17 protein-coding genes and 1 tRNA gene are annotated in these 21,673 nt (G+C 70.6%); 6 read left to right on the forward strand and 12 right to left on the reverse strand.

Annotated elements, in window-relative coordinates:
* Positions 1 to 8: 8 nt before the first annotated feature.
* The 6 genes from mfd to MU407_RS08875 form a co-directional block, all read right to left on the reverse strand.
* Positions 9 to 3,623 carry a transcription-repair coupling factor gene (gene mfd, locus MU407_RS08850; RefSeq protein ID WP_246956762.1) on the reverse strand — a complete coding sequence of 1,205 codons (3,615 nt, stop codon included), beginning with the start codon at positions 3,621 to 3,623 and terminating at the stop codon, positions 9 to 11.
* Positions 3,620 to 4,234, reverse strand: coding sequence for an aminoacyl-tRNA hydrolase (pth, locus tag MU407_RS08855; protein ID WP_246956764.1), 615 nt, complete (start codon positions 4,232 to 4,234; stop codon positions 3,620 to 3,622). The genes mfd and pth overlap by 4 nt, the downstream gene beginning before the upstream one ends.
* Before the next feature lie 140 nt (positions 4,235 to 4,374).
* On the reverse strand, positions 4,375 to 5,001 hold the full coding sequence (locus MU407_RS08860) for a 50S ribosomal protein L25/general stress protein Ctc (protein ID WP_246956765.1): 627 nt from the start codon (positions 4,999 to 5,001) through the stop codon (positions 4,375 to 4,377).
* Positions 5,002 to 5,224: 223 nt separating this feature from the next.
* Positions 5,225 to 6,205 (reverse strand): ribose-phosphate diphosphokinase, encoded by a 981-nt coding sequence (locus MU407_RS08865; RefSeq protein ID WP_102237292.1) that lies wholly within the window; start codon positions 6,203 to 6,205, stop codon positions 5,225 to 5,227.
* Positions 6,202 to 7,746 (reverse strand): bifunctional UDP-N-acetylglucosamine diphosphorylase/glucosamine-1-phosphate N-acetyltransferase GlmU, encoded by a 1,545-nt coding sequence (gene glmU, locus MU407_RS08870; RefSeq protein WP_348648022.1) that lies wholly within the window; start codon positions 7,744 to 7,746, stop codon positions 6,202 to 6,204. Before glmU ends, MU407_RS08865 begins: the two co-directional genes overlap by 4 nt.
* An 89-nt stretch (positions 7,747 to 7,835) precedes the next feature.
* A tRNA-Gln gene (locus MU407_RS08875) sits at positions 7,836 to 7,907 on the reverse strand.
* Positions 7,908 to 8,000: 93 nt separating this feature from the next.
* On the opposite strand from MU407_RS08875, the gene MU407_RS08880 reads away from it, so the two are divergent.
* The 3 genes from MU407_RS08880 to MU407_RS08890 all read left to right on the forward strand — a co-directional run bounded on the left by MU407_RS08880 (position 8,001) and on the right by MU407_RS08890 (position 11,169).
* Positions 8,001 to 8,639 carry a TetR/AcrR family transcriptional regulator gene (locus tag MU407_RS08880; protein ID WP_102237291.1) on the forward strand — a complete coding sequence of 213 codons (639 nt, stop codon included), beginning with the start codon at positions 8,001 to 8,003 and terminating at the stop codon, positions 8,637 to 8,639.
* 9 nt (positions 8,640 to 8,648) lie between these two features.
* Positions 8,649 to 9,200: a MarR family winged helix-turn-helix transcriptional regulator gene (locus tag MU407_RS08885; protein ID WP_102237290.1), complete on the forward strand. Its 552-nt coding sequence runs from the start codon at positions 8,649 to 8,651 to the stop codon at positions 9,198 to 9,200.
* A 106-nt stretch (positions 9,201 to 9,306) separates the two neighbouring features.
* Positions 9,307 to 11,169, forward strand: a complete 1,863-nt coding sequence (locus tag MU407_RS08890; protein WP_246956766.1) for an ABC-F family ATP-binding cassette domain-containing protein — start codon at positions 9,307 to 9,309, stop codon at positions 11,167 to 11,169.
* Here MU407_RS08890 and MU407_RS08895 read toward each other — a convergent pair.
* The 4 genes from MU407_RS08895 to MU407_RS08910 form a co-directional block, all read right to left on the reverse strand.
* Positions 11,087 to 12,712: an HNH endonuclease signature motif containing protein gene (locus MU407_RS08895; protein ID WP_246956767.1), complete on the reverse strand. Its 1,626-nt coding sequence runs from the start codon at positions 12,710 to 12,712 to the stop codon at positions 11,087 to 11,089. The genes MU407_RS08890 and MU407_RS08895 overlap by 83 nt on opposite strands.
* An 81-nt stretch (positions 12,713 to 12,793) precedes the next feature.
* Entirely contained in the window at positions 12,794 to 13,714 is a 921-nt protein-coding gene (locus MU407_RS08900; RefSeq protein WP_246956769.1) for a 4-(cytidine 5'-diphospho)-2-C-methyl-D-erythritol kinase, read from the reverse strand.
* Positions 13,711 to 14,619 carry a 16S rRNA (adenine(1518)-N(6)/adenine(1519)-N(6))-dimethyltransferase RsmA gene (rsmA, locus tag MU407_RS08905; RefSeq protein ID WP_246956770.1) on the reverse strand — a complete coding sequence of 303 codons (909 nt, stop codon included), beginning with the start codon at positions 14,617 to 14,619 and terminating at the stop codon, positions 13,711 to 13,713. The genes MU407_RS08900 and rsmA overlap by 4 nt, the downstream gene beginning before the upstream one ends.
* Entirely contained in the window at positions 14,616 to 15,647 is a 1,032-nt protein-coding gene (locus MU407_RS08910; protein ID WP_246956771.1) for a TatD family hydrolase, read from the reverse strand. Before MU407_RS08910 ends, rsmA begins: the two co-directional genes overlap by 4 nt.
* Before the next feature lie 298 nt (positions 15,648 to 15,945).
* Here MU407_RS08910 and rpmF point away from each other — a divergent pair, with 298 nt between their 5' ends.
* On the forward strand, positions 15,946 to 16,116 hold the full coding sequence (gene rpmF, locus MU407_RS08915) for a 50S ribosomal protein L32 (protein WP_102237285.1): 171 nt from the start codon (positions 15,946 to 15,948) through the stop codon (positions 16,114 to 16,116).
* Between the two features lie 127 nt (positions 16,117 to 16,243).
* On the opposite strand, the gene rsmI is transcribed toward rpmF, so the two are convergent.
* A complete protein-coding gene (rsmI, locus tag MU407_RS08920; protein ID WP_246956772.1) occupies positions 16,244 to 17,098 on the reverse strand; it encodes a 16S rRNA (cytidine(1402)-2'-O)-methyltransferase in 855 nt (284 codons plus the stop codon).
* A 139-nt stretch (positions 17,099 to 17,237) separates the two neighbouring features.
* Between rsmI and MU407_RS08925 the strand changes: the two genes are divergently transcribed.
* Entirely contained in the window at positions 17,238 to 18,947 is a 1,710-nt protein-coding gene (locus MU407_RS08925) for a phospholipid carrier-dependent glycosyltransferase (protein WP_246956773.1), read from the forward strand.
* 57 nt (positions 18,948 to 19,004) lie between these two features.
* Positions 19,005 to 21,128, forward strand: coding sequence for a 4-alpha-glucanotransferase (malQ, locus tag MU407_RS08930; protein ID WP_246956774.1), 2,124 nt, complete (start codon positions 19,005 to 19,007; stop codon positions 21,126 to 21,128).
* Here the strand turns inward: malQ and MU407_RS08935 are convergent.
* Complete coding sequence (locus MU407_RS08935; protein ID WP_102237282.1) at positions 21,118 to 21,588, reverse strand: S-ribosylhomocysteine lyase; 471 nt, start codon at positions 21,586 to 21,588, stop codon at positions 21,118 to 21,120. The two genes, malQ and MU407_RS08935, sit on opposite strands and share 11 nt — an antisense overlap.
* Between the last annotated feature and the right edge of the window lie 85 nt (positions 21,589 to 21,673).

A 21,673-nucleotide genomic window follows, 5' to 3' on the forward strand; every position in this document is an offset into this window, starting at 1 on the left:
TCTCCGTTCTATGCGCCGCGCGGCGGGCTCTCCGTCTCCCGCGGCGCCGTGATCTGCTCGGCGGCCGCGGGGACCAGGGTGCGCAGGATGCCGCGGGCCCAGTCCAGCAGGGCGTGGTCGCGCAACTCGGTGCCGCCGAATCGGGCGGTCATCGGCCGGGGCACCAGCACCTGGCGCAGCGCCGGTTTGATGACGGTGCCGGGGTGCAGGCGCTTCATCCGCATCGCCACCGAGTCCGCGGGCTCCAGGTGCGCGAAGCGGATCATCTTGCCCTGCGCCTGGACCTCATCCACACCGGCGGCGCGGGCGTCGATCCTGAAGCGCGCCACATCCAGCAGCACCTCCACGGGGGCAGGGATCTCGCCGTAGCGGTCGGTGAGCTCGGCGCGGATCTGCTCAATCTCCCCGATCTCACGCACCGCCGAGAGCTTGGAGTAGGCCTCCAGGCGCAGGCGCTCGGAGCCGATGTAGTCGTGCGGGATGTGGGCATCCAGCGGCAGCTCCACCCGGATCTCCTTCTCCGGGGCGGGTGCGTCGCCGCGGAAGGCCGCAACGGCCTCCCCCACCATGCGCACGTACAGGTCGAAGCCCACCCCGGCGATGTGCCCGGATTGCTCACCGCCCAGCAGGTTCCCGGCCCCGCGGATCTCGAGGTCCTTCATCGCCACCTGCATGCCGGCCCCCAGGTCTGTGTTGGTGGCAAGCGTGGTCAGGCGGTCGTGCGCGGTCTCGGTGAGGGGCTTGGACCCGTCGTACAGGAAGTAGGCGTAGGCGCGTTCGCTCGAACGGCCCACGCGGCCGCGCAGCTGGTGCAGCTGGGACAGCCCGAACTTATCGGCGTTCTCCACGATGAGGGTGTTCGCGTTGGCGATGTCCAGCCCGGTCTCCACGATCGTGGTGCACACCAGGACGTCGAAGTCCCGTTCCCAGAAGTCGACGATGACCCGCTCGAGCTGGGCCTCGTTCATCTTCCCGTGGGCGACGGCGATGCGCGCGTCGGGCACCAGCTCGCGCAGGTGCGCGGCCACCCGGTCGATGTCCTCCACCCGGTTGTGGATGTAGAACACCTGGCCCTCGCGCAGCAGCTCACGGCGGATCGCGGCGGTGACCTGCTTATCGTCCTGCGCCCCGACGTAGGTGAGCACCGGATGGCGCTCCTCCGGCGGGGTGGCGAGGATCGACATCTCCCGGATGCCGGTGACCGCCATCTCGAGGGTGCGCGGGATGGGGGTGGCGGACATCGAGAGCACATCCACGTTCGTGCGCAGCGCCTTGAGGGTCTCCTTGTGCTCGACGCCGAAGCGCTGCTCCTCGTCGATGATCAGCAGCCCCAGCTCCTTGAAGCGCACGGTGCCGGTCAGCAGCCGGTGGGTGCCGATCACCACATCCACGGTGCCCTCGCGCAGGCCGTCGATGATCTGCTCGGACTCCGCTGCCGTCTGGAAGCGGGAGAGCCCGCGCACGGTGACGGGGAAACCGGCGTAGCGCTCGGTGAAGGTCTCCAGGTGCTGCTGGGCCAGCAGCGTGGTGGGGGCGAGGACGGCGACCTGCTTGCCGTCCTGCACGGCTTTGAAGGCGGCGCGCACGGCGATCTCCGTCTTGCCGTAGCCGACGTCCCCGAGGATCAGCCGGTCCATCGGGACGGGCTTTTCCATATCGGCCTTGACGTCGTCGATCGTCGAGAGCTGATCGGGCGTCTCGACGAACTCGAAGGCATCCTCAAGCTCCCGCTGCCACGGGGTGTCAGGGCCGAAGGCGTGACCGGGGGCGGACTGCCGGGCGGAGTACAGGCGCACCAGCTCATCGGCGATCTCGCGGATCGCCTTGCGGGCGCGGGATTTGGTCTTGGCCCAGTCGGCGCCGCCCATCCGGTTGACGCTGGGCTCCTCGCCGCCGACGTACTTGGTGACCTGGTCCAGCTGGTCGGAGGGCACATACAGCCGGTCCCCCGGCTGGCCCTTCTTCGAGGCGGCGTACTCGATGACCAGGTATTCGCGGGTAGTGCGCTTCGCGCCGGCGCCGACGGTGCGGCTGGTCATCTCCACGAAGCGGCCCACGCCGTGGTGGGCGTGGACGACGAAGTCCCCGGGACGCAGCTGCAGGGGGTCCACGACATTGCGACGCCGCGAGGGCATCTTGCGCTCCTCGCCGCGGCGCGCCCCGGACTTGCCGGTGAGGTCCCGTTCGCTGGCGAGGATCAGCCGCTGGTCCTCCAGCACGAGTCCTTCGGGGAAGGGGCCGACGGTGACGACAGCCTCGCCCGGGACGATAGGCCCCTCCAGGGCGGGGGCGAACACGGCCGGCAGGCCCTCGCCGCGCAGATTGTCAGCGGCATGGCGGGCACCGCCGGGGCCCACCATGGTGGCCACGACGCTCCAGCCCTCGGCCCGGCGGCGCTCGAGGTCCTTCGCGGCGTCCTGCGGCTTGCCGGAATAGCCCGGGTGGGTGGCGGCGTGGCGGGTGAGGTCCAGATCCGCATCCAGGCCGATCGCGGCCACGGTGGACCAGGAGCGGGAGGTGGCCAGGGCGTGTTCACGCGCCTGCTCCAGGGGGATGAAGCTCGCGGCCCCCACATCGATCGGCAGCCCACCACCCGCAGCAGCGCTGGACCAGGCGGCGGCGAGGAACTCATCGGTCGTCGCCACGAGCTCATCGGCGCGGGCCCGGCTCTTCTCGGGATCCAGCAGCAGGAACCGGGCACCCGGCGGAAGGGCATCGGTGACCTGCTGCATCGACTCCACGAGCACGGGGCTGAGGGATTCCATGCCATCCACGGCGATGCCGTCGGCGATGCGCAGCAGCATCTCGCGCACCCCGGGCAGCTCCTCGGCGCGAGCCCGGGCGCGCTCGCGCACCTGCGGGGTCAGGAGGATCTCGCGGCAGGGAGGGGCGTCCAGTCCCTGCTCGACAACATCCAGGGAGCGCTGATCGGCCACGGAGAAGTAGCGGATCTCGTCGATCTCATCACCGAAGAGGTCCACGCGCACCGGATGCGGCTCCGTCGGCGGGAATACATCGAGGATGCCGCCGCGCACCGCGAACTCCCCGCGCTTCTCGACCATGTCCACGCGCACATAGGCGGCATCGACGAGATCGGCGGCGAGATCATCGAGCGGGTAGGTGTCGCCGGTCCGGGCCCGCACCGGCCGCAGATCACCCAGGCCCGCGGCGATCGGCTGCAGGAGCGAGCGCACGGGCATCAGCAGCACCCGCACCTCATCGCCGGGGGTGGGATGGGCGATGCGCCGCAGGGTCTGCAGGCGCCGGGCCACCGTGTCGGCTCGCGGGGAGAGCCGCTCATGCGGGAGGGTCTCCCAGGCCGGCAGCTCGGCGACCTGCGCGGTGCCGATCAGGGCGGCGAGCGCTGCGCGCAGGTCCTCACCGGCGCGCGTAGTGGGGGTGATGACCACAAGCGGCTGCGCGGCGGTGGCGCTGCGAGCCAGATCCGCGATGAGGAAGGGGACCAGGCCCGTCGGGGCGAGCACGTCAGCCCCGCGGGCCTCCTCGCTGCCGTCCTGTGCGCCCAGCAGCTCGCGGGCCCGGGTGAGGGCGTGACCGGCAGCAACCTGCTGAAGCAGGGGTGCGAGCGGTGCGGGGGACGTCGTGGTGGGGTCGGTGCTCATCGTGCCTCTCGGCTGTGGAAGCGCTGCTGGGCGGCGGCGAGCCCCTCGAGGACGAGAGCCTCGACGGCATCAGCCGCATCGGACAGCAGCAGGGGAAGGTCCTTGCGCTCGGTGGAGCTGAAGGGGGACAGGACGAAATCGGCGGTGTCGGCTCGGCCGGGCGGGCGGCCCACACCCACGCGCACACGCAGGTAGTCCTTGGTGCCCAGCGCCTTGGTGATGTCGCGCAGCCCGTTGTGGCCGCCCTCGCCACCGCCGCGCTTCAGACGCAGCGTGTCGAAGGGGATGTCCACCTCGTCATGCACGACGATCACGCGCTCGGCGGGGATCGCGTAATAGTCGGCGAGCGCCTTCACGGGGCCGCCGGAGGTGTTCATAAAGCCGGTCGATTTCGCGAGGATGACCCGCTGATCCGAGCCGGGGATTCCCAGGCGCCCCTCGAGAACGACGGCCGGGGCGCGGCGCGCGGCCGCGAAGCGTCCCCCGGCGGCCTCGGCGATGTGGTCCAGCACCATCTGGCCCACGTTGTGACGCGTCGCGGCATAGCGCGGCCCCGGGTTGCCGAGACCCACGACCAGGCAGGGCCCGTCGGGACGGTCGCTGAGGCTCATGGCACTGCTCCTGGGGGTGAGATACGAACTGCCGGATCGAAACTACCGGGGCGCCGCGCTGTCGCGCGACGCCCCGGCACCTGGATGTGAGCAACGGTGCGGACGCGGTCGATTCCCCGGCCGGTCCGGACCGCGGGCGGTCACTCCTCCTCGGAGGACTCCTCACCCTCAGCTGCCTCGCCCTCAGCGGCCTCCACGTCCTCGCCGTCCTCGTCGGTCGGCTCCTCCTCGACCTTCGGGACGGAGACGGAGACGACCAGCAGCTCCGCGTCGGTGACCAGCTCGGCGCCCTCGGGCAGGGTGACGTCGCCGGCGAAGAGCTGGTAGCCCTCCTCCTGGCCCTCGACGTCGATCTCGACCTGCTCGGGCACCTTCAGGGCGTCCACGGACAGGGTCAGGGTCTGCGCCTCGACGAACGCGACGGCCGGGGCGGTGACCTCACCGGTGATGATCACGGGGATGTCCACCTCGACCTTCTCGCCGCGGCGGACCACGATGAGGTCCAGGTGGGAGAGGGTGCGCTTGAGGGGGTGGCGCTGGATGTCCTTGATCAGCGCGAGCTTGGACTCATCGCCGGGCAGGGACAGCTCGAGCAGGGCGTTGGGGTTACGGGCGGCCAGCGCCGTCTCATGCCCGGGCAGGATCAGGTGAATGGGCTCCTGGCCGTGGCCGTAGAGGACGGCGGGAACCTTGTGCTCGGCGCGGATCCGGCGGGCGGCGCCCTTGCCGAACTCCTCGCGCAGCTCGACGTTCAGGGTCTCAGGCATGGGATGCTCCTTTGTTGCGGTGGTGCTGCGGACTGCTCTCACGGCGCTGTGAGACACGTCGGCGCTGCGGGCCAGGCCCGTGCCACCGCACCGCGTCGATCACGGAGGAACACAGTCCTCCCTCGCCGAAGTACCCGCACACCTTAACGGCTCCGGCCCCCCAGTGCCTATGCGCCGAGGGCCCGAAGGTGTGGGATGTTGGTCACCGCCGGGGAGCGGCGGCTCAGACCTCGCCGTCGAACAGGCTGGTCACCGAGCCGTCGTCGAACACCGCGCGGATGGCGCGGGCCAGCAGCGGGGCGATCGACAGCTGCGTGAGGCGGTCGAACTGCTTATGGGTCGGCACCGGCAGCGTGTTGGTGCACACCACCTCGCGCACATCCGAGCCCTTCAGCCGCTCCGTCGCCGGATCCGAGAGGATCGGATGCGTCGTGGCGATCACCACCGAGGACGCGCCGTTGGCTTTCAGTGCATCGGCGGCCTGCACGATCGTGCCGGCCGTGTCGATCATGTCGTCCACCAGCACACACGTCTTGCCCGCCACGTCGCCGATCACCCGCTTGGCCACCGCCTTGTTGGGCTGGCGCGGATCACGAGACTTATGGATGAAAGCGAGGTTCACCCCGCCCAGGCGCTTCGCCCACTGCTCCGCCACGCGGATGCGCCCAGCGTCCGGGGAGACCACCGCGATGTCCTCATCGCCGTACTTATCCGAGACGTACTCGGCCAGGATCGGCAGAGCCATGAGGTGATCCACCGGGCCGTCGAAATAACCCTGCACCTGCGGGGCATGCAGGTCCACAGAGATCATGCGGTCCGCCCCGGCGGTCTGGTAGAGGTCCGCGACCAGGCGGGCGGAGATCGGCTCGCGGCCGCGATGCTTCTTGTCCTGCCGGGCGTACGGGAAGCTCGGGGCGATCGCGGTGATGCGCTTGGCGGAGGCCCGCTTGAGCGCGTCGATCATGATCAGGTGCTCCATCACCCACGTGTTGATGGGCGCGGGGTGGGACTGCAGGACGAACACGTCGGTGCCGCGCACGGACTCGCCGTAGCGCACATAGATCTCGCCGTTGGCGAAGTCCCAGGCGTCCATCGGCAGGACCTCGACGCCGAGCTCAGCGGCGACCTCCTGGGCGAGCACGGGGTGCGCCCTCCCAGAGACCAGGACCAGTCGCTTCTCCCCGGTGGTGACGATTCCGCTCATCGCTGCTCGTTCTCCTGCTTCTCCTGGCCGGCGGTGGGGGCGGGTGAGGCGTCGGCGGTGGCATCGGACCGGTCCAGAGCCTCCCGGGCGGCAGACTCGGCCGCTGTCCCCGCGCGGCGTCGCAGGGTCCATCCTTCCACGTTCCGCTGCGACACAGCGTTCACTCCCAGTGCGCCGGGCGCCACATCCTTGCGCACCACCGTGCCCGCGCCGGTCGCGGCCCCGTCGCCAATGGTGACCGGGGCGACCAGCACATTGTCGGACCCCACGCGGACGTGACGGCCGATGGTGGTGCGGTGCTTGCTCACTCCGTCGTAGTTCGCGGTGATGGTGCCAGCCCCCAGATTCGTGCCCTCGCCGATCTCCGCATCCCCGACGTAGCTCAGGTGCGGCACCTTCGCGCCGGTGTCGATCCGGGCGTTCTTCGTCTCGACGAATCCGCCGATCTTTCCCTGCTCCCCCAGGTCCGTGCCCGGCCGCAGGTAGGAGAAGGGGCCGACGCTCGCCCCGGCGCCGATCACGGCCAGCAGCGTGTGGGAGCGCACCACCTCAGCACCCTCGCCCACCTCGGTATCGCGCAGCGTGCAGTCGGGTCCGATGACGGCGCGTTCACCGATGTCGGTCGCACCGTGCAGCTGCACACCGGGCAGGATCACGGCGTCCTGGCCGATGGAGACATCGGCATCGATCCAGGTGGTGGCGGGATCGACGATCGTCACGCCGGAGCGCATGTGACGGGTGAGGATCCGACGGTTCATCTCCGCGCCCAGCTGCGCGAGCTGCACCCGGTCATTGACGCCCTCGACCATCATCAGATCCGCCGTGACCACGGCGCGGACGCTGCGCCCGTCCTCGCGGGCGATCGCCAGCACATCGGTGAGGTACATCTCGCCCTGCGCATTGTCGGTGCCGATGCGGGAGAGGGCATCGCGCAGCACCGCGAGATCGAAGGCGTAGATCCCGGAGTTGATCTCGTCGATCGCGCGCTGCTCGTCGGTGGCGTCCTTGTGCTCGACGATGCCGAGCACCTCGCTGCCGTCGGCGCTGCGCAGGATGCGGCCATAGCCTGTGGGGTCCGGCACCCGCGCGGTCAGCACCGTGACAGCCGCACCCGCGGACTCGTGAGCGGCGACCAGCTCACGCAGTGCCGCGGCCTCCAGCAGCGGCACATCCCCGTAGGTCACCAGCACCGTGCCCTCCGCCGCGCTGACCTGCTCCAGGCCGCACTGCACGGCGCGGCCAGTGCCGGGGATCTCATCCTGATCGGCGATGACCACATCCCCGGCATGCTCGGCCAGGTGCGCGGCGACCCGCTCGCGCTCATGGCGCAGCACCACCACCAGCTGCCCCGGCGCAGTACCGGCCGCGGCATCCAGCGCATGCACCAGCAGGGAACGGCCCCCGATCTCATGCAGCACCTTCGGGGTGCGGGACTTCATGCGTGTGCCGGCGCCGGCCGCCAGCACGATCACGGCGGCGGGGCCGGTGGACTCAGCGGGGACGGCGGTGTCGGCGGGCGCAGTGGGCTCAGCAGGCTGCACGTCAGGGCTCCTCAAGGTGTGAGGTCAGGGACCGGAACGCCGCCGACCCCCGGGGCACACTGCACACAGCGCACCAGGGCGACGGGCCGTTCCGCCATCAGGACTCGAACCTGAAACTTCAGAACCAAAATCTGAGGTGTTGCCGATTACACCATGGCGGATCAGCGCTCCCGGCACCGGGTGGGCGGCGGAGAGTGCGGATCGATCCTAGCTGTCCTGCGGACGATCCACCGGCCGTGTGGGAGACTCGCGCCATGGCGGAAAGCTCCACCCCTCGTAGCAGGTCCACCCGGATGTCCGGGAAGGAGCGGCGCGAACAGCTGCTGACCGTGGGGCGGCGCATCTTCGCCGAGAAGGGCTACGACATGACCACGGTGGAGGAGATCGCCGCTCGGGCGAAGGTCTCCAAACCTATCGTCTACGAGCACTTCGGCGGTAAAGAAGGGCTGTACGCCGTGGTCGTGGACCGCGAGGTCTCCACCCTCCTGGCTGCCCTCGAGGAGTCGCTGGCCGATCAGCGCGAGCACCCGCGGGTGCTCATGGAGAAGGCAGCGCTCGCCTTCCTGTCCTACATCGACACCCACGAGGACGGGTTCCGGATCCTCGTGCGCGACTCCCCCGTCAGCCACGCCGTCGGCACCTTTTCCGCCCTGCTCACCGACGTCGCCAGCCGCGTCGAGGAGATCCTCGCCACCCAGCTGCGTCTGCACTCCTACCCTGCCAAGGACGCGACCGTGTACGCACAGATGCTGGTCGGCATGGTCGCCTACACCGGCCAGTGGTGGCTCGAGAACCGTAAGCCCTCCAAAGAGGTACTCGCCGCGCGCATGGTCAACCTCTCCTGGTATGGGCTCAGCGGACTCGAGCGCAAGCCGGAGCTGCGCGGTCTCTAAACTCGACGCATGCCCTCCACTCCCCCGACCCGCTCCGCCCCCGTCGGCCCCGCTGCTGCGCCGCGCGATGAGGTGGATGGGATCCTCGCCGGCTGGCACCAGGCCCGGCCCGACCTCGACGTCACCCCGCTCGCGGTCCTCTCCCGCATCTCGCGTCTGGCCCGGTACCTGGAGACCGCTCGCCGCGAGGCCTTCGCCGACGCCGGACTCGAAGGCTGGGAATTCGACATGCTCTCCGCCCTGCGACGCAGCGGAGAGGACGCCCTATCCCCCGGCGCTCTCATGCGCGAAACCCTCGTGACCAGCGGCACCATGACCACACGGATCGACAAGCTCGCCGCCCGCGACCTGGTGCGCAAGAACCGCTCCGCACAGGACCGACGGGCCGTGGAGGTGCGGCTGCTGCCCGAGGGCGTCGCCCGGGTTGATGCCGCGATGGAGCGTCTGCTCGCAGCCGAACGGGAGCTGCTCGAGCCGCTCAGCGCCGACAGCTCCGCACAGCTCGCCAACCTGCTGCGCAGCTTGCTGCTGACCTTCGAAGCGGATAACGGCGACGGCTGAGCAGCCGCTGTCATCCGGTTTTCCTGGCTTCCTCGCTTCCTGACGTCCGCACACCCGACGATTCTTTTCGCCCGCCCCACGATCCACCTCCGGAGGTTTCGCCCGTATGGCCCACCTGCTCGGCACCCAGTCCCTCCACATCGCCCTGCCTGACCGGGTGCTGCTGGAGGCGGTCACCGTCGGCATCGAGGACGGGGACCGGATCGGCGTGGTGGGCCGCAACGGCGACGGAAAGTCCACGCTCCTGCGCCTGCTGGCGCGCACTGCGGAGCCGCATTCCGGCCGGGTGACCGTGCGCGGAGGGGTGCGGGTGGGCGTGCTCACGCAGCAGGACCGGGCCGATCACGGCGTGAGCGTGCGCGAGCGCGTGGTAGGTGACCGGCCCGAGCACGAGTGGGCCTCGGATCCTCGGATCCGCGACGTCCTGGCCGGGCTGCTGCAGGGCATCGACCTGGAGGCGGCGCTGACCGACCTCTCCGGCGGGCAGCTGCGGCGCGTGCACCTCGCTGAGCTGCTGGTGGGTGACTGGGACGTGCTGCTGCTCGATGAGCCGACGAACCACCTGGACGTGGAGGGCATCGCCTGGCTCGCCGAGCACCTGCGCCGCCGCTGGTCACCGAAGGACGGCGCACTCGTGGTGGTCACGCATGACCGCTGGTTCCTCGACGCCGTGTGCACCCGCATGTGGGAGGTGCACGACGGGATCGTCGAACCATTCGAGGGCGGGTATGCGGCCTATGTCCTGCAGCGGGTGGAGCGGGACCGACAGGCCGCCGCGATCGAGGCCAAGCGGCAGAACCTCCTGCGCAAGGAGCTGGCCTGGCTGCGCCGCGGCGCCCCCGCCCGCACCTCGAAGCCGAAGTTCCGCATCGAGGCTGCGAACGAGCTGATCGCCGGGGAGCCTCCGGTGCGCGACCAGGTGGCACTCACGCAGCTGGCCACCTCGCGGCTGGGCCGGGATGTGATCGACCTGCTGGACGTCGACGCCGGCTATGGCGAGCACACCGTGCTGCGGGATGTGACGCTGCGGATCGGGCCGGCGGATCGCATAGGGGTGCTCGGTCCGAACGGTGCCGGGAAATCGACGCTGCTCGCGCTGGTGCAGGGCACGCTCGCTCCGCAGGCAGGGCGGGTCAAGCGCGGCAAGACCGTGACGGTACGGCAGGTCTCTCAGCGTCTGGATGGCCTCGCGGAGCACGCCGGGGAGCGGGTCAGCGATGTGGTGGGCCGCTACCGCACCTCCTATCAGGCCGGGAAGGACGAGGTCACCCCGGGGCAGCTGCTCGAGCGGCTCGGCTTCATCGCCGCGCATCAGAAAGTTCGGATCGGGGAGCTCTCCGGCGGGCAGCAGCGGCGGCTGGATCTGCTGCTGACGCTGCTGGAGGAGCCGAACGTGCTGATCCTCGATGAGCCCACCAATGACATGGACACCGACATGCTCGCGGCCATGGAGGATCTGCTGGATACGTGGCCGGGGCCGCTGCTGGTGGTCTCGCATGACCGGTACCTGCTCGAGCGCGTCACCGACCTGCAGTACGCCGTGATCGACGGCACCGTGCGGCATCTGCCGGGCGGAGTCGAGGAGTACCTGCGGCTGCGGGCCGAGAGCACGGCGGCGGCCGAGCGCGGAGCGGGAGGTGGCAGGTCTGCAGCTGGTAGGTCTGCACGTGGCGGGTCTGCGGCTGGCGGACCGGCGGGGCCCGATGGGGCCGTGAGCTCCCCTGCCGCATCGGAGCCCACCGGGCTCACGGGGGCCGAGGCACATGCGGCGCGCAAGGAGATCAGCGCTCTCGAGCGGCGCCTGACGAAGCTGGAGGCGCAGCAGCAGAAGCTACACGAGCGCCTGGCCGCACATGACCAGTCGGACTATGAGGGGCTCGCCGCGCTCACCGCTCAGCTGCGGGATCTGGAGGATCAGGTGGAGCAGGCGGAGGAGCGCTGGCTGGAGCTGGGCGAGCAGCTGGGCTGAGGTCACCTGCCGCGGGCAGACCGTCACCGAGGATGGCACGGTGCAGCCGCAGCAAGGCATCGTGCAATGTGGGCAGCTGGTGGAAGTCCGGCAGTGGGTCCAGCGGTGGCGGCGGTGCGGGTGGCGCGCTTGTTGCAGGTGGCGAGGCTGCTGCGGTCGGCGCGGGCCGCGCGGTGCCGATGGGGTCGAGGTTCATACCCCGGCGCCTGGCCCGCTGACCATAGCGGGTGGACCACTCGACGCTGCGGCGGATCCCGTCAGCGTCGGCCGCGACCTGCACGCTCAGGCCTGCCTGCTCCTTCTGGTTATCCGCCGCACAGAGGCCGTTGCCGTTGTGCGCGGAGGTCGGGCCGCCCTGCGCGGCGGGGACGATGTGGTCGCGGTGCCGGATGGGCGCATCGCAGTACGGGGCTCGGCAGGTGATATGCGCGGCGGTGAGGTACCGCACGAGCCCGGGTGGAAAGGCGCGGGCGCGGGAGTCCATCGCCACGAGCTGACCGTCCTCGGGGTCCGTGTACAGCCGTCGCAGCCGCAGGGCACTGTCTGCATCCGGGCTGGCACAGACAGCCTCATACATGGCGTCCCGGATGTGCTCGTACGGCACCGCGCCGAGCCCTTCGATGAGTGCAGCATCGGCGTGGGCGGGAGCGAGCAGGGAGCGATCGGTGATGACCACCCCGAGGTCCACGGTGCTGGGATCCAGCGCCTCACCGCCGAGCAGGGCCTGGGTGAACAGGTCCGCCATGATCTGGGCGTGACCGCGTCGATCACCGTGGGAGCGGGCGCTCTCCGCGGCGACGGAGAGGCCTTTGCGGATCCGCGCGCCGTCGAGGGCGGGAAGGCGGGCGCTGAGCACGCACATGCCGTGCTCACTGCGACGCACCGTGATGCTGCGCTCCTGGCGCGCGCGCCGATGGCGCCGCCCCGCGCCAGCGGGATCCATAGCGTGCAGGATCCTCTCGGACTCGCCGATGATCTCGTGCGTTCCACATCCTTCGAGGTGCCCCAGATGCTCTCCGAGGATGCGGTCCACCTCCTCGCGCTGGGCCGGATCCGCGGGGCCCATCGTCCGTCCCACACCGTGGACTGCTGGGGCGGTGAGGCGGCCATCCGCGAGCGCCCCGAGCATCCGGGGCATGGAACGGACCAGGCGGCGCGAGGTGGCCAGGCTGCGGCCGGCCGCGGAGGTCGATTGGTGCAGCGCATGGGATGCCTCTGCTCGCGCGATGAGGCGGGCCTGGCGAGCGGACTCACCACGTTGGCGGGATTCGGCGGCGATGGCATCTTCGAGGTGGACCAGGGCCCGGGCCTGCACGGCGCTGATCGCCGCACTGATCTGCTCGAGTCCGCGCAGGAGGCGGTGGGTCTGTTCGACGGTGAGCGAATCGCCCGCGCGGGACTCTCCGGCCGTGCGTGGCGCGGAGGGTTCTCCCATCGTGAGGGACGGCGTCCCCTCTCGCCCCACCGCGGCAAGGACATCCCGCAGGGCGACGAGGTCCACCTCGTCGAACCGCAGCGAGTCTCCATCGGCCATGATGAGCATGCGACGATAATCGCACAGCCGTTCGACTCAGGCAAGCGTTCTGCCCATCTTGCGAGCGAAACTCGATCACACGTTCGAGCGCTACTCCTCCTCGAGCACGCCTGCGCCCGGTGCGGATCCGCGCACGACCAGGCAGTTCTGCACGACCTCTCGGGCGGCGAGAGCGCCGGCGAGCATCCGGGCGTGGGCGTCGTCCTCGACGAGCGCGGCGATCGTCGGGCCGGAGCCGCTGACGATCGCGCCGAGCGCGCCCTGCCGTTCGGCCTCCTCCACCACGGCCTCCAGGCCAGGGTCGAGCGCGAAGGCTGCGGCCTGCAGGTCGTTGTGCAGGGTGTCTCCCAGCAGCTGCGCATCGCCGCGGGCTAGGGCTTCGAGCTGGCGTTCATCGACCGCCGGTTCTGCCGGGAGCGCCTTCCCCACTGCCGCGGCGATCTCATCGAAGCGCCGGTACACCTCGGGGGTGGAGAGCCCGCCGCCGGGGATCGCGAGCAGCCAGGTCCATTCCCCGTGGGTCAGGACGGTGGTGAGGTCCGCGCCGGTGCCGCGCCCCAGGGCGGTGTGGCCCAGCATCGCGAAGGGCACGTCAGCGCCGAGCTGTGCTCCGAGCTCGCGCAGTCGTTCGGCGCCGAGCTCGAGGCCCCACAGCCGGTCCAGCGCCACGAGGGTCGCGGCGGCGTCGGCCGATCCTCCGCCCATCCCGCCGGCGATCGGCACCTGCTTGTGCACGTGCAGTGCAGCCCCTGCGGTGCATCCGCTCTCGCGGCGCAGCAGCTCAGCGGCCTGCAGCACGAGGTTCGTGCCGTCGTGCGGAATCTCGCCGGGCACCTCGGAGTCGACCGTGAAGCTGATCTGTTCGGCGCGCTCGGCCGTGACGGTCTCGTACAGGTCGACGGCCTGGAACACGGTGGACAGCGCGTGGTAGCCGCGCTCATCGACCGCCCCGACGGCCAGGGAGAGGTTGATCTTGCCGGGGGCTCGCACCACCACACGCGACAGGCTCATCGGCTCTCCTCCGTGCGCTGCTGCGTGTGCGCCCCTGCCGCCTGCGCGATCGCACTGAATTCCTCGATGCCGAGCCGCTCGCCACGTTGCCCGGGGTCGATATCGGCCGCGCGCAGCAGCTCCTCGGCGCGCGCCGCACTGCCGGCCCACGTGGCGAGCGCCGCCCGCAGCGTCTTGCGGCGCTGCGCGAAGGCGGCGTCCACGACGGCGAAGACCTGCTCACGCTCCGCATCGGACCCGCGCGGCTGCTCATGGCGCTGCAGGTGGACGAGGGCGGAGTCGACGTTGGGGACGGGCCAGAAGATCTGCCGGGAGATCCGGCCGGCGTGGACGGCGGTGCCGTACCAGGCGGCCTTCACGCTCGGGGCGCCGTACACCTTGCTGCCGGGCTGGGCGGTGAGGCGGTCCACTACTTCGGACTGCACCATGACCAGGGCGCTCGTGAGCGACTCGAAGCGCTCGAGCATGGTGAGCAGGATCGGGGTGGCGACGTTGTAGGGCAGGTTCGCCACCAGCGCCGTCGGTTCCCCGGAGTGCGGCAGGACGGGCAGCTCGGTGACCTGCAGGGCATCGGTGTGGACCAGGCGGAAGCGGCCTGCGGGGATGCCGCGCGCTTCCAGCGTGGCCGGCAGCAGCTGGGCGAGCCCGCGGTCCAATTCGATCGCCGCGACGTCCGCTCCGGCCTCCAGCAGCCCGAGGGTGAGTGAGCCCAGCCCCGGGCCCACTTCGAGCACGGCCTGGCCCGGCTGCACCTGGGCGCGCTCGACGATGGTGCGCACCGTGTTGGGGTCCATGACGAAGTTCTGGCCGCGCTGTTTGGAGGGGCGGATCCCCGCGGCGTCAGCGAGCTCGCGGATGTCGCGGGCGCTCAGCAGCGTGGCGGGCCGCTCCGCAGAGCCGCTCATGCGGCGCTCGCCACGCGCAGGTCGTAGACGTCCAGCGTGGTCGCCCGCACCGCGCGGCAGGCCTGCTCCAGGTCCGTCCCGGTGACCTCGGCGATCGTCGCCATCGTGTGCGGGATGAGGTACGAGGAGTTGGGGCGGCCGCGGTACGGGACCGGGGTGAGGAACGGCGCGTCGGTCTCCACCATCACCGGGCCCAGGCCGACGGCGGCGAGCGCCTCGCGCAGCGGCACGGAGTTCTTGAACGTCACGGTGCCGGCAAAAGAGAGGTACCAGCCGTGTTCCACGCACGTGCGGGCGAACTCGGCGTCCCCGGAGAAGCAGTGGAAGACGGTGCGCTCGGGGGCGCCGTCGGCCAGCAGCACCTCGAGCACGTCCTGGTGGGCGTCCCGGTCGTGGATCTGCATCGGCAGGTCCAGTTCCTTGGCCAGCGCGATGTGGGCGCGGAATGAGTCGATCTGCGCGGCGCGGGCCTGCTCGTCTTTGCGGGAGGTGCGGAACCAGTCCAGGCCGGTCTCGCCGACGGTGACCATGCCGCGTCCGCGCACCAGCTCGGACACCTCGGCGATCGCTGTCTCGAGGTCCACCATCTCCCGCCCCTGGTGGTCGTGGCCGCGGGCGTGCAGTGCGGCTTCATTGGGGTGGACGGCGACGCCGCCACGCAGGGACGGCGGGCAGTCCTCGCTCGCCAGCAGCGCGGCGGTCCAGCGCACCGCCTCGAGATCGGAGCCGATGGTGATCTGCGCGTCGATGCCGGCTTCGGCGGCCAGGCGGACGTGGTCGGCGATGCTCAGCGCCGTGTCGCCGTCGGAGAAGTCCAGGTGGCAGTGGTTGTCGATCACCGGGGAGGGCAGCGGCTCGGGGGCGGGCGGCCAGGAACGGTCCCGCCGGGATCCGCGCGGGTCGATGTCCTCGCGGTCGCGCACGGGCGCCGGGCCGGAAGTTGGCGCTGGGGCCGACGCCGAGGCCGGGGCCGAAGCTTGCGCTGGGCGGGGCGTCGATCCGCTCGGGTTCTGCTGGGGGGTGGGCATGCGACCATGGTAGGAGCGTTCGCGTCCGCACCCGAACACGTCGGATCGAACCGAGTCCAGACCGAACCCGGCCGACGCCCGCGAGGGCCCGCCCAGGCACGTCCGGTGGGCGACGTCACGCCCGGTGGGGGAAGCGCTCCGGGCGCGATTGTGGCAGGATAGGACGTCGTTGCGCTCCCCCGTGCCCCCGAGCGCCCCGGATTCGCCGAATCTATCGAGATTCCCCAGGCCGGGTTCGGGTCGCTGCTCGCCGGGGACGCATCGCCCGTTCATCATCCGGACCGTCAAGGAGCGTCCCATGGCAGTGCCCAAGTTCAAGATGTCCCGTGCGCGCACGCGCTCCCGCCGTTCCCAGTGGAAGGCCAGCACCACCGATCTGGTGCAGGTCAGCCAGCGCGGCCGCACCGCGAATGTCCCGCGCCGTCTGGCCAAGGCCTACCAGCGCGGTCTGCTGCAGATCGACGACTGATCCGTCGGCTGCACCTCGTAGCTTCTCGCGACGCCCCCGTCACCGTGGTGCCGGGGGCGTCGTGCTGTCTGCGGCAGGCGGCGCGTCAGCGGCCCGCCCCGCGCGCCCTGCGGCCCAGCCCCGCGCGTCAGCTCCCGTCCGCAGCCCGGCGGCGAAGCGAGAGGTCGTACAGCTCGCGGGCGCTGATGCCACCGTGCCCGCGTGCCGCCTCCTTCGCGGCGTCCTTCAGACGCTCTCCCGTGGCGGCGCGCTGCAGCACCGCATCCACGAGGTCCTCGGGTCGGGCTGTCGTGGGCTGCGCCCCGCTGATCACGAGCACGATCTCGCCGAGCACCTCGTGCTCGTCTGCCCAGGCGGCGAGCTCGGCGAGGCTGCCGCGCACCACCTCTTCATGCGTCTTGGTCAGCTCGCGCGCCACCGCAGCGGGCCGCTCCTCCCCCAGCACCTCCGCCATCGCCGCGAGGGTTGCGGCAGTGCGGCGCGGGGACTCGAAGAACACCATGGTTCGCGGCTCCTGCGCGAGAGACTCCAGCAGGCTGCGCAGGCGTCCCTCGCGGCGCGGCGGGAACCCTTCGAAGGTGAAGCGGTCCGGGGCGATCCCGGAGGCGGCCAGCGCCGTCAGCACCGCTGAGGGTCCGGGGATCACCGTGATCGGCAGCCCCGTCTCGACCGCAGCGCGCACGGCCTGAAATCCGGGATCGGAGACCACGGGCATCCCGGCATCGGTGACCACGAGCACCCGTCGGCCCTCGCGCAGCGCGGCGAGCAGCAGCTCGGTGCGCTCTGCCTCGTTGTGCTCGTGGTAGGAGATGATCTTCGCCCGCAGCTCGACCTCGAGGTCGCGTGCGAGGCGGGCCAGGCGCCGGGTGTCCTCCGCGGCGATCAGATCCGCCGCGGCGAGGGCGCGCTGCAGCCGCACGGAGGCGTCCAACGGGTTGCCGATGGGGGTGGCGGCAAGGGTGAGGACTCCGGGCTGCAGCATCTGCCCATGCTAACGACGCCCCATCCCTGATCTCCCCGCACCCGGATCTCCTCGCGCCCTGACGCCCACCACCCTGCCCATGCGCCGACTCGCTCTGCGGAGCGGGTGCGCGAGGGGGAGGATGACCTAGCATTGCCGCGTGCAGGAGCAGGAGGGACAGACGAGCAGCGCGCAGGTCACAGACCGTGATCGCGCCGCCGGTGCTGACCCGGACGCGTGCGAGGATGCGCGCCAGGACGCCCAGCCCAGCTCGCGGCGCGGCAGTGTGCGCGCGGATCTCGCCTCCCCCGAACGTGCGGGCATCCTCGCCTTCTACCGTCGGCGCCTGCGGATCGATGACCTGCCCGGGCCCTCCCGCGGGTTCTGGGCGGGGGCGATGGCTCTGCTGGGCCTCGCGCTTGTGCTGCGGCTGTGGGGGCTCGGCGGCATTGGCGAGCTGATCTTCGATGAGACCTATTACGTCAAGGACGGCTACACCCTCACGCAGACCGGTGTGGAGATGGACTGGCCTGAGGAGCCCGATCCTGCTTTCGAGGCCGGAGACGTGGACTCCTATGAGCCGACGGGCTCCTATGTGGTGCATCCGCCGCTGGGGAAATGGCTGATCGGCGCGGGGACGCTGCTGCTGGGCGCAGACAGTCCGTGGGGTTGGCGGATCTCCACCGCCCTGGCCGGCGCCGCGGCGGTGCTGCTGGTGACGCTGATCGGCCGACGTCTGCTGCGTTCGCACACCGTCGGTCTGATCGCCGGGCTGCTGATGGCCGTGGAGGGGCAGGCGATCGTCCATGCCCGCACGAGTCTGCTGGACAATTTCGTGATGGTCTTCGCTCTGGCCGCGTTCGGGGCGCTGCTGCGGGACCGTGATGCGTTTCGGGAGCGTCTGGCGCTGGCGGCCACGCGGGTGCATCTGGCCGCCGCGTCCCCGTCGGCCCTGGGCACGTCGGGAGGACTGCGGCCCTGGCGGATCATGGCCGGAGCGCTGCTGGGCATGGCCTGCGCCGTGAAGTGGTCGGGCATCTATTTCCTGGCGGTGTTCGGGATCATGACGGTGCTGTGGGACTGGTGGGCCCGCCGCGCTGTTGGCCAGCGGTCCTGGCTGCTGTCAGGTTTCGTGCGCGATGCCCTCCCGGCATTTTTCGCGATGGTGGGCACGGCGCTGCTGACCTACCTCGCTTCCTGGTCCGGCTGGTTCGCCTCGACGATCGGCTACAACCGCCACCTCGCGGAGTCGAAGGGGGTCGCCACCGGCCACGGGGCGGTGGATGCGCTGCATTCGCTATGGCTGTATCACGTGCAGGCCTATGAATTCCATCGCGGACTGGACTCGGAGCACCCCTACCAGGCCACTCCCCTGGGCTGGCTGCTGCAGCTGCGGCCCACGAACTTCTACTACCGCTCCTATGACTACGGAGAGCATGGCTGCGAGGTCGCCCGCTGCGGGGCGCACATTCTGGATGTGGGCAATCCGCTGATCTGGTGGCTGGGCACCGTCGCCCTGGGGGTCGCGCTGCTGTTCGGGATCCTGTATCGCGACGGGCGCGCATGGGCGATCTGGGCGGGGATCGCGGGCGGATACCTGCCGTGGCTGCTGTACCTGGATCGCACCGTATTCACGTTCTACACGATCGCCTTCACCCCGTGGGTGGTGCTCGCCCTCGCCTACGCGCTGGGACTCATCATGGGCGGCCCCTCCGCCTCACGGGATCAGCGGTTCGCCGGTGGGCTGTTCGTCGGCGCGCTGCTGACGCTGATCGTTCTCGTCTCGGCGTTCTTCTGGCCGGTGTGGACCGGGCAGGTGCTGGATGTCCACCAGTGGCAGTACCGCATGTGGCTGCCGTCCTGGACCTGATCACACCGGGCCCTTCCCGGTGCGATCCGGGCGGCGCAGCCGTCTACGATATGCGCCATGTGCTCGGATACCCCCGCTCTGCGCGACCTCGCCCATGACCTTGGCGTCAGCACCCAGTACTGGGGGTGGGACGGCACGCTGAAGGACGTCTCCCCGGACACGCTGGCCGCTGTGCTCACCGCGCTCGGCGCCGATGTCTCCTCGCCGGAGGCGATCGCCGCCACCCGTGCCCGCCGTGAGCGCGCCCCGTGGGAGCGCACCCTGCCGCCGGTGACCGTGATGCGGGAGGACCGCGACAGCTCGATCCCCGTGCACGTGGACCATGGCACCGCGGTGACGATGCACCTGCGGCTCGAGGACGGGGCCCGGTGGGATCTGCAGCAGAGCGAGGACAACACGGCTCCGTTCGATCTGGACGGCACACTGCGCGGCCGCGCCCGCTTCCACCTGCCGGCCGGGCTGCCGCTGGGCTGGCACCGGGCGGTCGCCGAGCTCGAGGACGGGCACAGCGTCGAGGCCGATGTGGTGGTCACCCCGGCGCGGGTGACGGTCCACGAGCAGTTCGCCGCGCAGCGGGCTTTCGGGCTGCAGGCGCAGCTGTACTCGGTGCGCTCCAAGCGCTCGTGGGGCATCGGCGACCTCGCTGATATGCGGGATATCGCCGCTATCACCGGTGCCCGCCACGGCGCGGACTTCCTGCTGGTGAACCCCCTGCACGCCTCCTATCCGACGGCGCCGGTGCTGCCCTCCCCGTACCTGCCCACCACGCGGCGTTTCACGAGCGCCCTGTACCTGCGCATCGAGGACGTGCCGGAGTATCGGCTGCTCACCGAGGTGGCACGGCAGAAGGTGGAGCTGCTGCGCCAGGGCGTGGCCGGCTACAACGAGGATGCCGAGCATCTGGTGCGCGATGCGGTGCTGACCGCGAAGAACAAGGCGCTCGAGGAGCTGTTCGCGGTGCCGCTGACCCCGGCGCGGCAAGCGCTGCTGGACGCCTACCGGGCCCGCGAAGGGCAGGGGCTGGAGGACTTCGCGCTGTGGAGCGCAATCGCCGAGCAGCTGCACGGCACGGAGGATGAGGCGAGCCTCGCCGAGCTCGATGAGCGCACCATCGAGCAGGCCCGCCGGGAGCTGGCCGAGCGCATCGAGTTCCACGTGTGGGTGCAGTGGCTGCTGGATGAGCAGATGGGTGCCGCCCAGTCCGCGGCACAGGATGCGGGGATGCGCATCGGCATCATGCATGACCTCGCGGTGGGCGTGGAGCAGCTGGGCGCCGATGCGTGGAGTCTTCGTGATGTGCTGGCGCTCGGCGTGGGCGTAGGCGCTCCCGCGGACCAGTACAACCAGCAGGGCCAGAACTGGGATCAGCCGCCGTGGCACCCCGAGCGTCTGCGGGAGCACTCCTACCGGCCGTGGCGGGACATGCTGCGCACCCTGATGCGGCATGCCGGTGCACTGCGGATCGACCATGTGCTGGGGCTGTTCCGCCTGTGGTGGATCCCCGAGGGACATGAGGCGTCCGATGGGGCATATGTCGCCTACGACCATGAGGCGATGATCGGGATCCTGGCGCTCGAGGCGCAGCGCTCGGGCACGCTCGTGGTCGGTGAGGACCTGGGCACCTTCGAGCCGTGGGTGCGGGACTACCTGGTCGAGCGCGGGATCATGGGCACCTCGATCCTGTGGTTCGAGTACGACGACCAGGGCCGACCGCTCGCGCCGGAGCACTACCGCACCCAGTGCATGGCCTCGGTGAACACCCATGACCTGCCGCCGACGGCCGGGTACCTGGCCGGGGACCATGTGGCGCTGCGGCATGAGCTGGGGCTGCTGGAGCGCAGCCTCGAGCAGGAGCAGGCCGCCGATGCGGAGGCTCGCGAAGAGGTCCTGGATCTGCTGCGCGGCGAGGGTCTGCTGGAGGCGGACGCGGACATCGAACAGACGGTCATCGCGCTGCATCGGCACCTGGTGCGCACCCCGTCGATGCTGCTGGGGGTTTCGCTCGTGGACTGTGTGGGTGAGCGACGTATCCAGAACCAGCCGGGCACGGATGAGGAGTACCCGAACTGGCGGATCCCGCTGGCCGATGCCGACGGGCAGGTGGTGAGCGTGGACGATCTCGCGACCGACGAGCGCACCGCGCGCCTGCTGCACGCGGTGCGGGAGGGTCTCAGGCGCTGACCTGCCCCCACTGCTCGCGCTGCTCCAGCATCGCCCGCGCAGCCGTCTTCGCACCCTCCAGGGTGTGGTGCGCGCCCCAGCCGCACTGGATCTCATTGGCCGCGGGCACCTCATCCGCGGCGAGCAGGTCCCGCAGGGTTGCCTCGAGCACCGGGGTGAAGCCCTCGACGGTGTGGTCGCCCACCAGCAGGACGTAGAAGCCGGTGCGGCAGCCCATCGGCGAGACGTCCAGGACGTCCGCGCTGTGGTCGCGCATGTGCTCGGCCATCATGTGCTCGAGAGAGTGGACGGCCTCGGAGTCCAGGTGCTCCCGGTTGGGCTGCGTGAAGCGCACATCGAACTTCGTCAGCACATCACCGCCGGGCAGCTCCTTGCGATCGGCGATGCGCAGATAGGGGGCGGCGACGGCGCGGTGGTCGAGGTTGAAGCTCTCGACGTTCATGCGGGGCTGCTCGGTCATGGGGGTCTCCTTCGGATCAGGTGGTGGGGTGTTCTGACGTGGGGGTGTTCTGACGTGGGGGTTTTCTCGACGTCTGGGGAGCCGA

Origin of the sequence: Brachybacterium sp. Marseille-Q7125, assembly GCF_023062615.1 — a bacterium.
In the GTDB taxonomy this organism is placed as follows: Bacteria; Actinomycetota; Actinomycetes; order Actinomycetales; family Dermabacteraceae; genus Brachybacterium.

Bases quoted from the DNA above. Each gene is read 5' to 3' on its own strand.
- pth (WP_246956764.1), bottom strand. From the start codon at position 4,234: ATGAGCCTCAGCGACCGTCCCGACGGGCCCTGCCTGGTCGTGGGTCTC.
- MU407_RS08910 (WP_246956771.1), bottom strand. From the start codon at position 15,647: ATGCCCACCCCCCAGCAGAACCCGAGCGGATCGACGCCCCGCCCAGCG.
- MU407_RS08900 (WP_246956769.1), bottom strand. From the start codon at position 13,714: ATGAGCCTGTCGCGTGTGGTGGTGCGAGCCCCCGGCAAGATCAACCTC.
- rsmA (WP_246956770.1), bottom strand. From the start codon at position 14,619: ATGAGCGGCTCTGCGGAGCGGCCCGCCACGCTGCTGAGCGCCCGCGAC.
- malQ (WP_246956774.1), top strand. From the start codon at position 19,005: ATGTGCTCGGATACCCCCGCTCTGCGCGACCTCGCCCATGACCTTGGC.
- rpmF (WP_102237285.1), top strand. From the start codon at position 15,946: ATGGCAGTGCCCAAGTTCAAGATGTCCCGTGCGCGCACGCGCTCCCGC.
- MU407_RS08865 (WP_102237292.1), bottom strand. From the start codon at position 6,205: ATGAGCGGAATCGTCACCACCGGGGAGAAGCGACTGGTCCTGGTCTCT.
- rsmI (WP_246956772.1), bottom strand. From the start codon at position 17,098: ATGCTGCAGCCCGGAGTCCTCACCCTTGCCGCCACCCCCATCGGCAAC.
- MU407_RS08935 (WP_102237282.1), bottom strand. From the start codon at position 21,588: ATGACCGAGCAGCCCCGCATGAACGTCGAGAGCTTCAACCTCGACCAC.
- MU407_RS08860 (WP_246956765.1), bottom strand. From the start codon at position 5,001: ATGCCTGAGACCCTGAACGTCGAGCTGCGCGAGGAGTTCGGCAAGGGC.
- MU407_RS08890 (WP_246956766.1), top strand. From the start codon at position 9,307: ATGGCCCACCTGCTCGGCACCCAGTCCCTCCACATCGCCCTGCCTGAC.
- mfd (WP_246956762.1), bottom strand. From the start codon at position 3,623: ATGAGCACCGACCCCACCACGACGTCCCCCGCACCGCTCGCACCCCTG.
- MU407_RS08880 (WP_102237291.1), top strand. From the start codon at position 8,001: ATGGCGGAAAGCTCCACCCCTCGTAGCAGGTCCACCCGGATGTCCGGG.
- MU407_RS08895 (WP_246956767.1), bottom strand. From the start codon at position 12,712: ATGCTCATCATGGCCGATGGAGACTCGCTGCGGTTCGACGAGGTGGAC.
- MU407_RS08885 (WP_102237290.1), top strand. From the start codon at position 8,649: ATGCCCTCCACTCCCCCGACCCGCTCCGCCCCCGTCGGCCCCGCTGCT.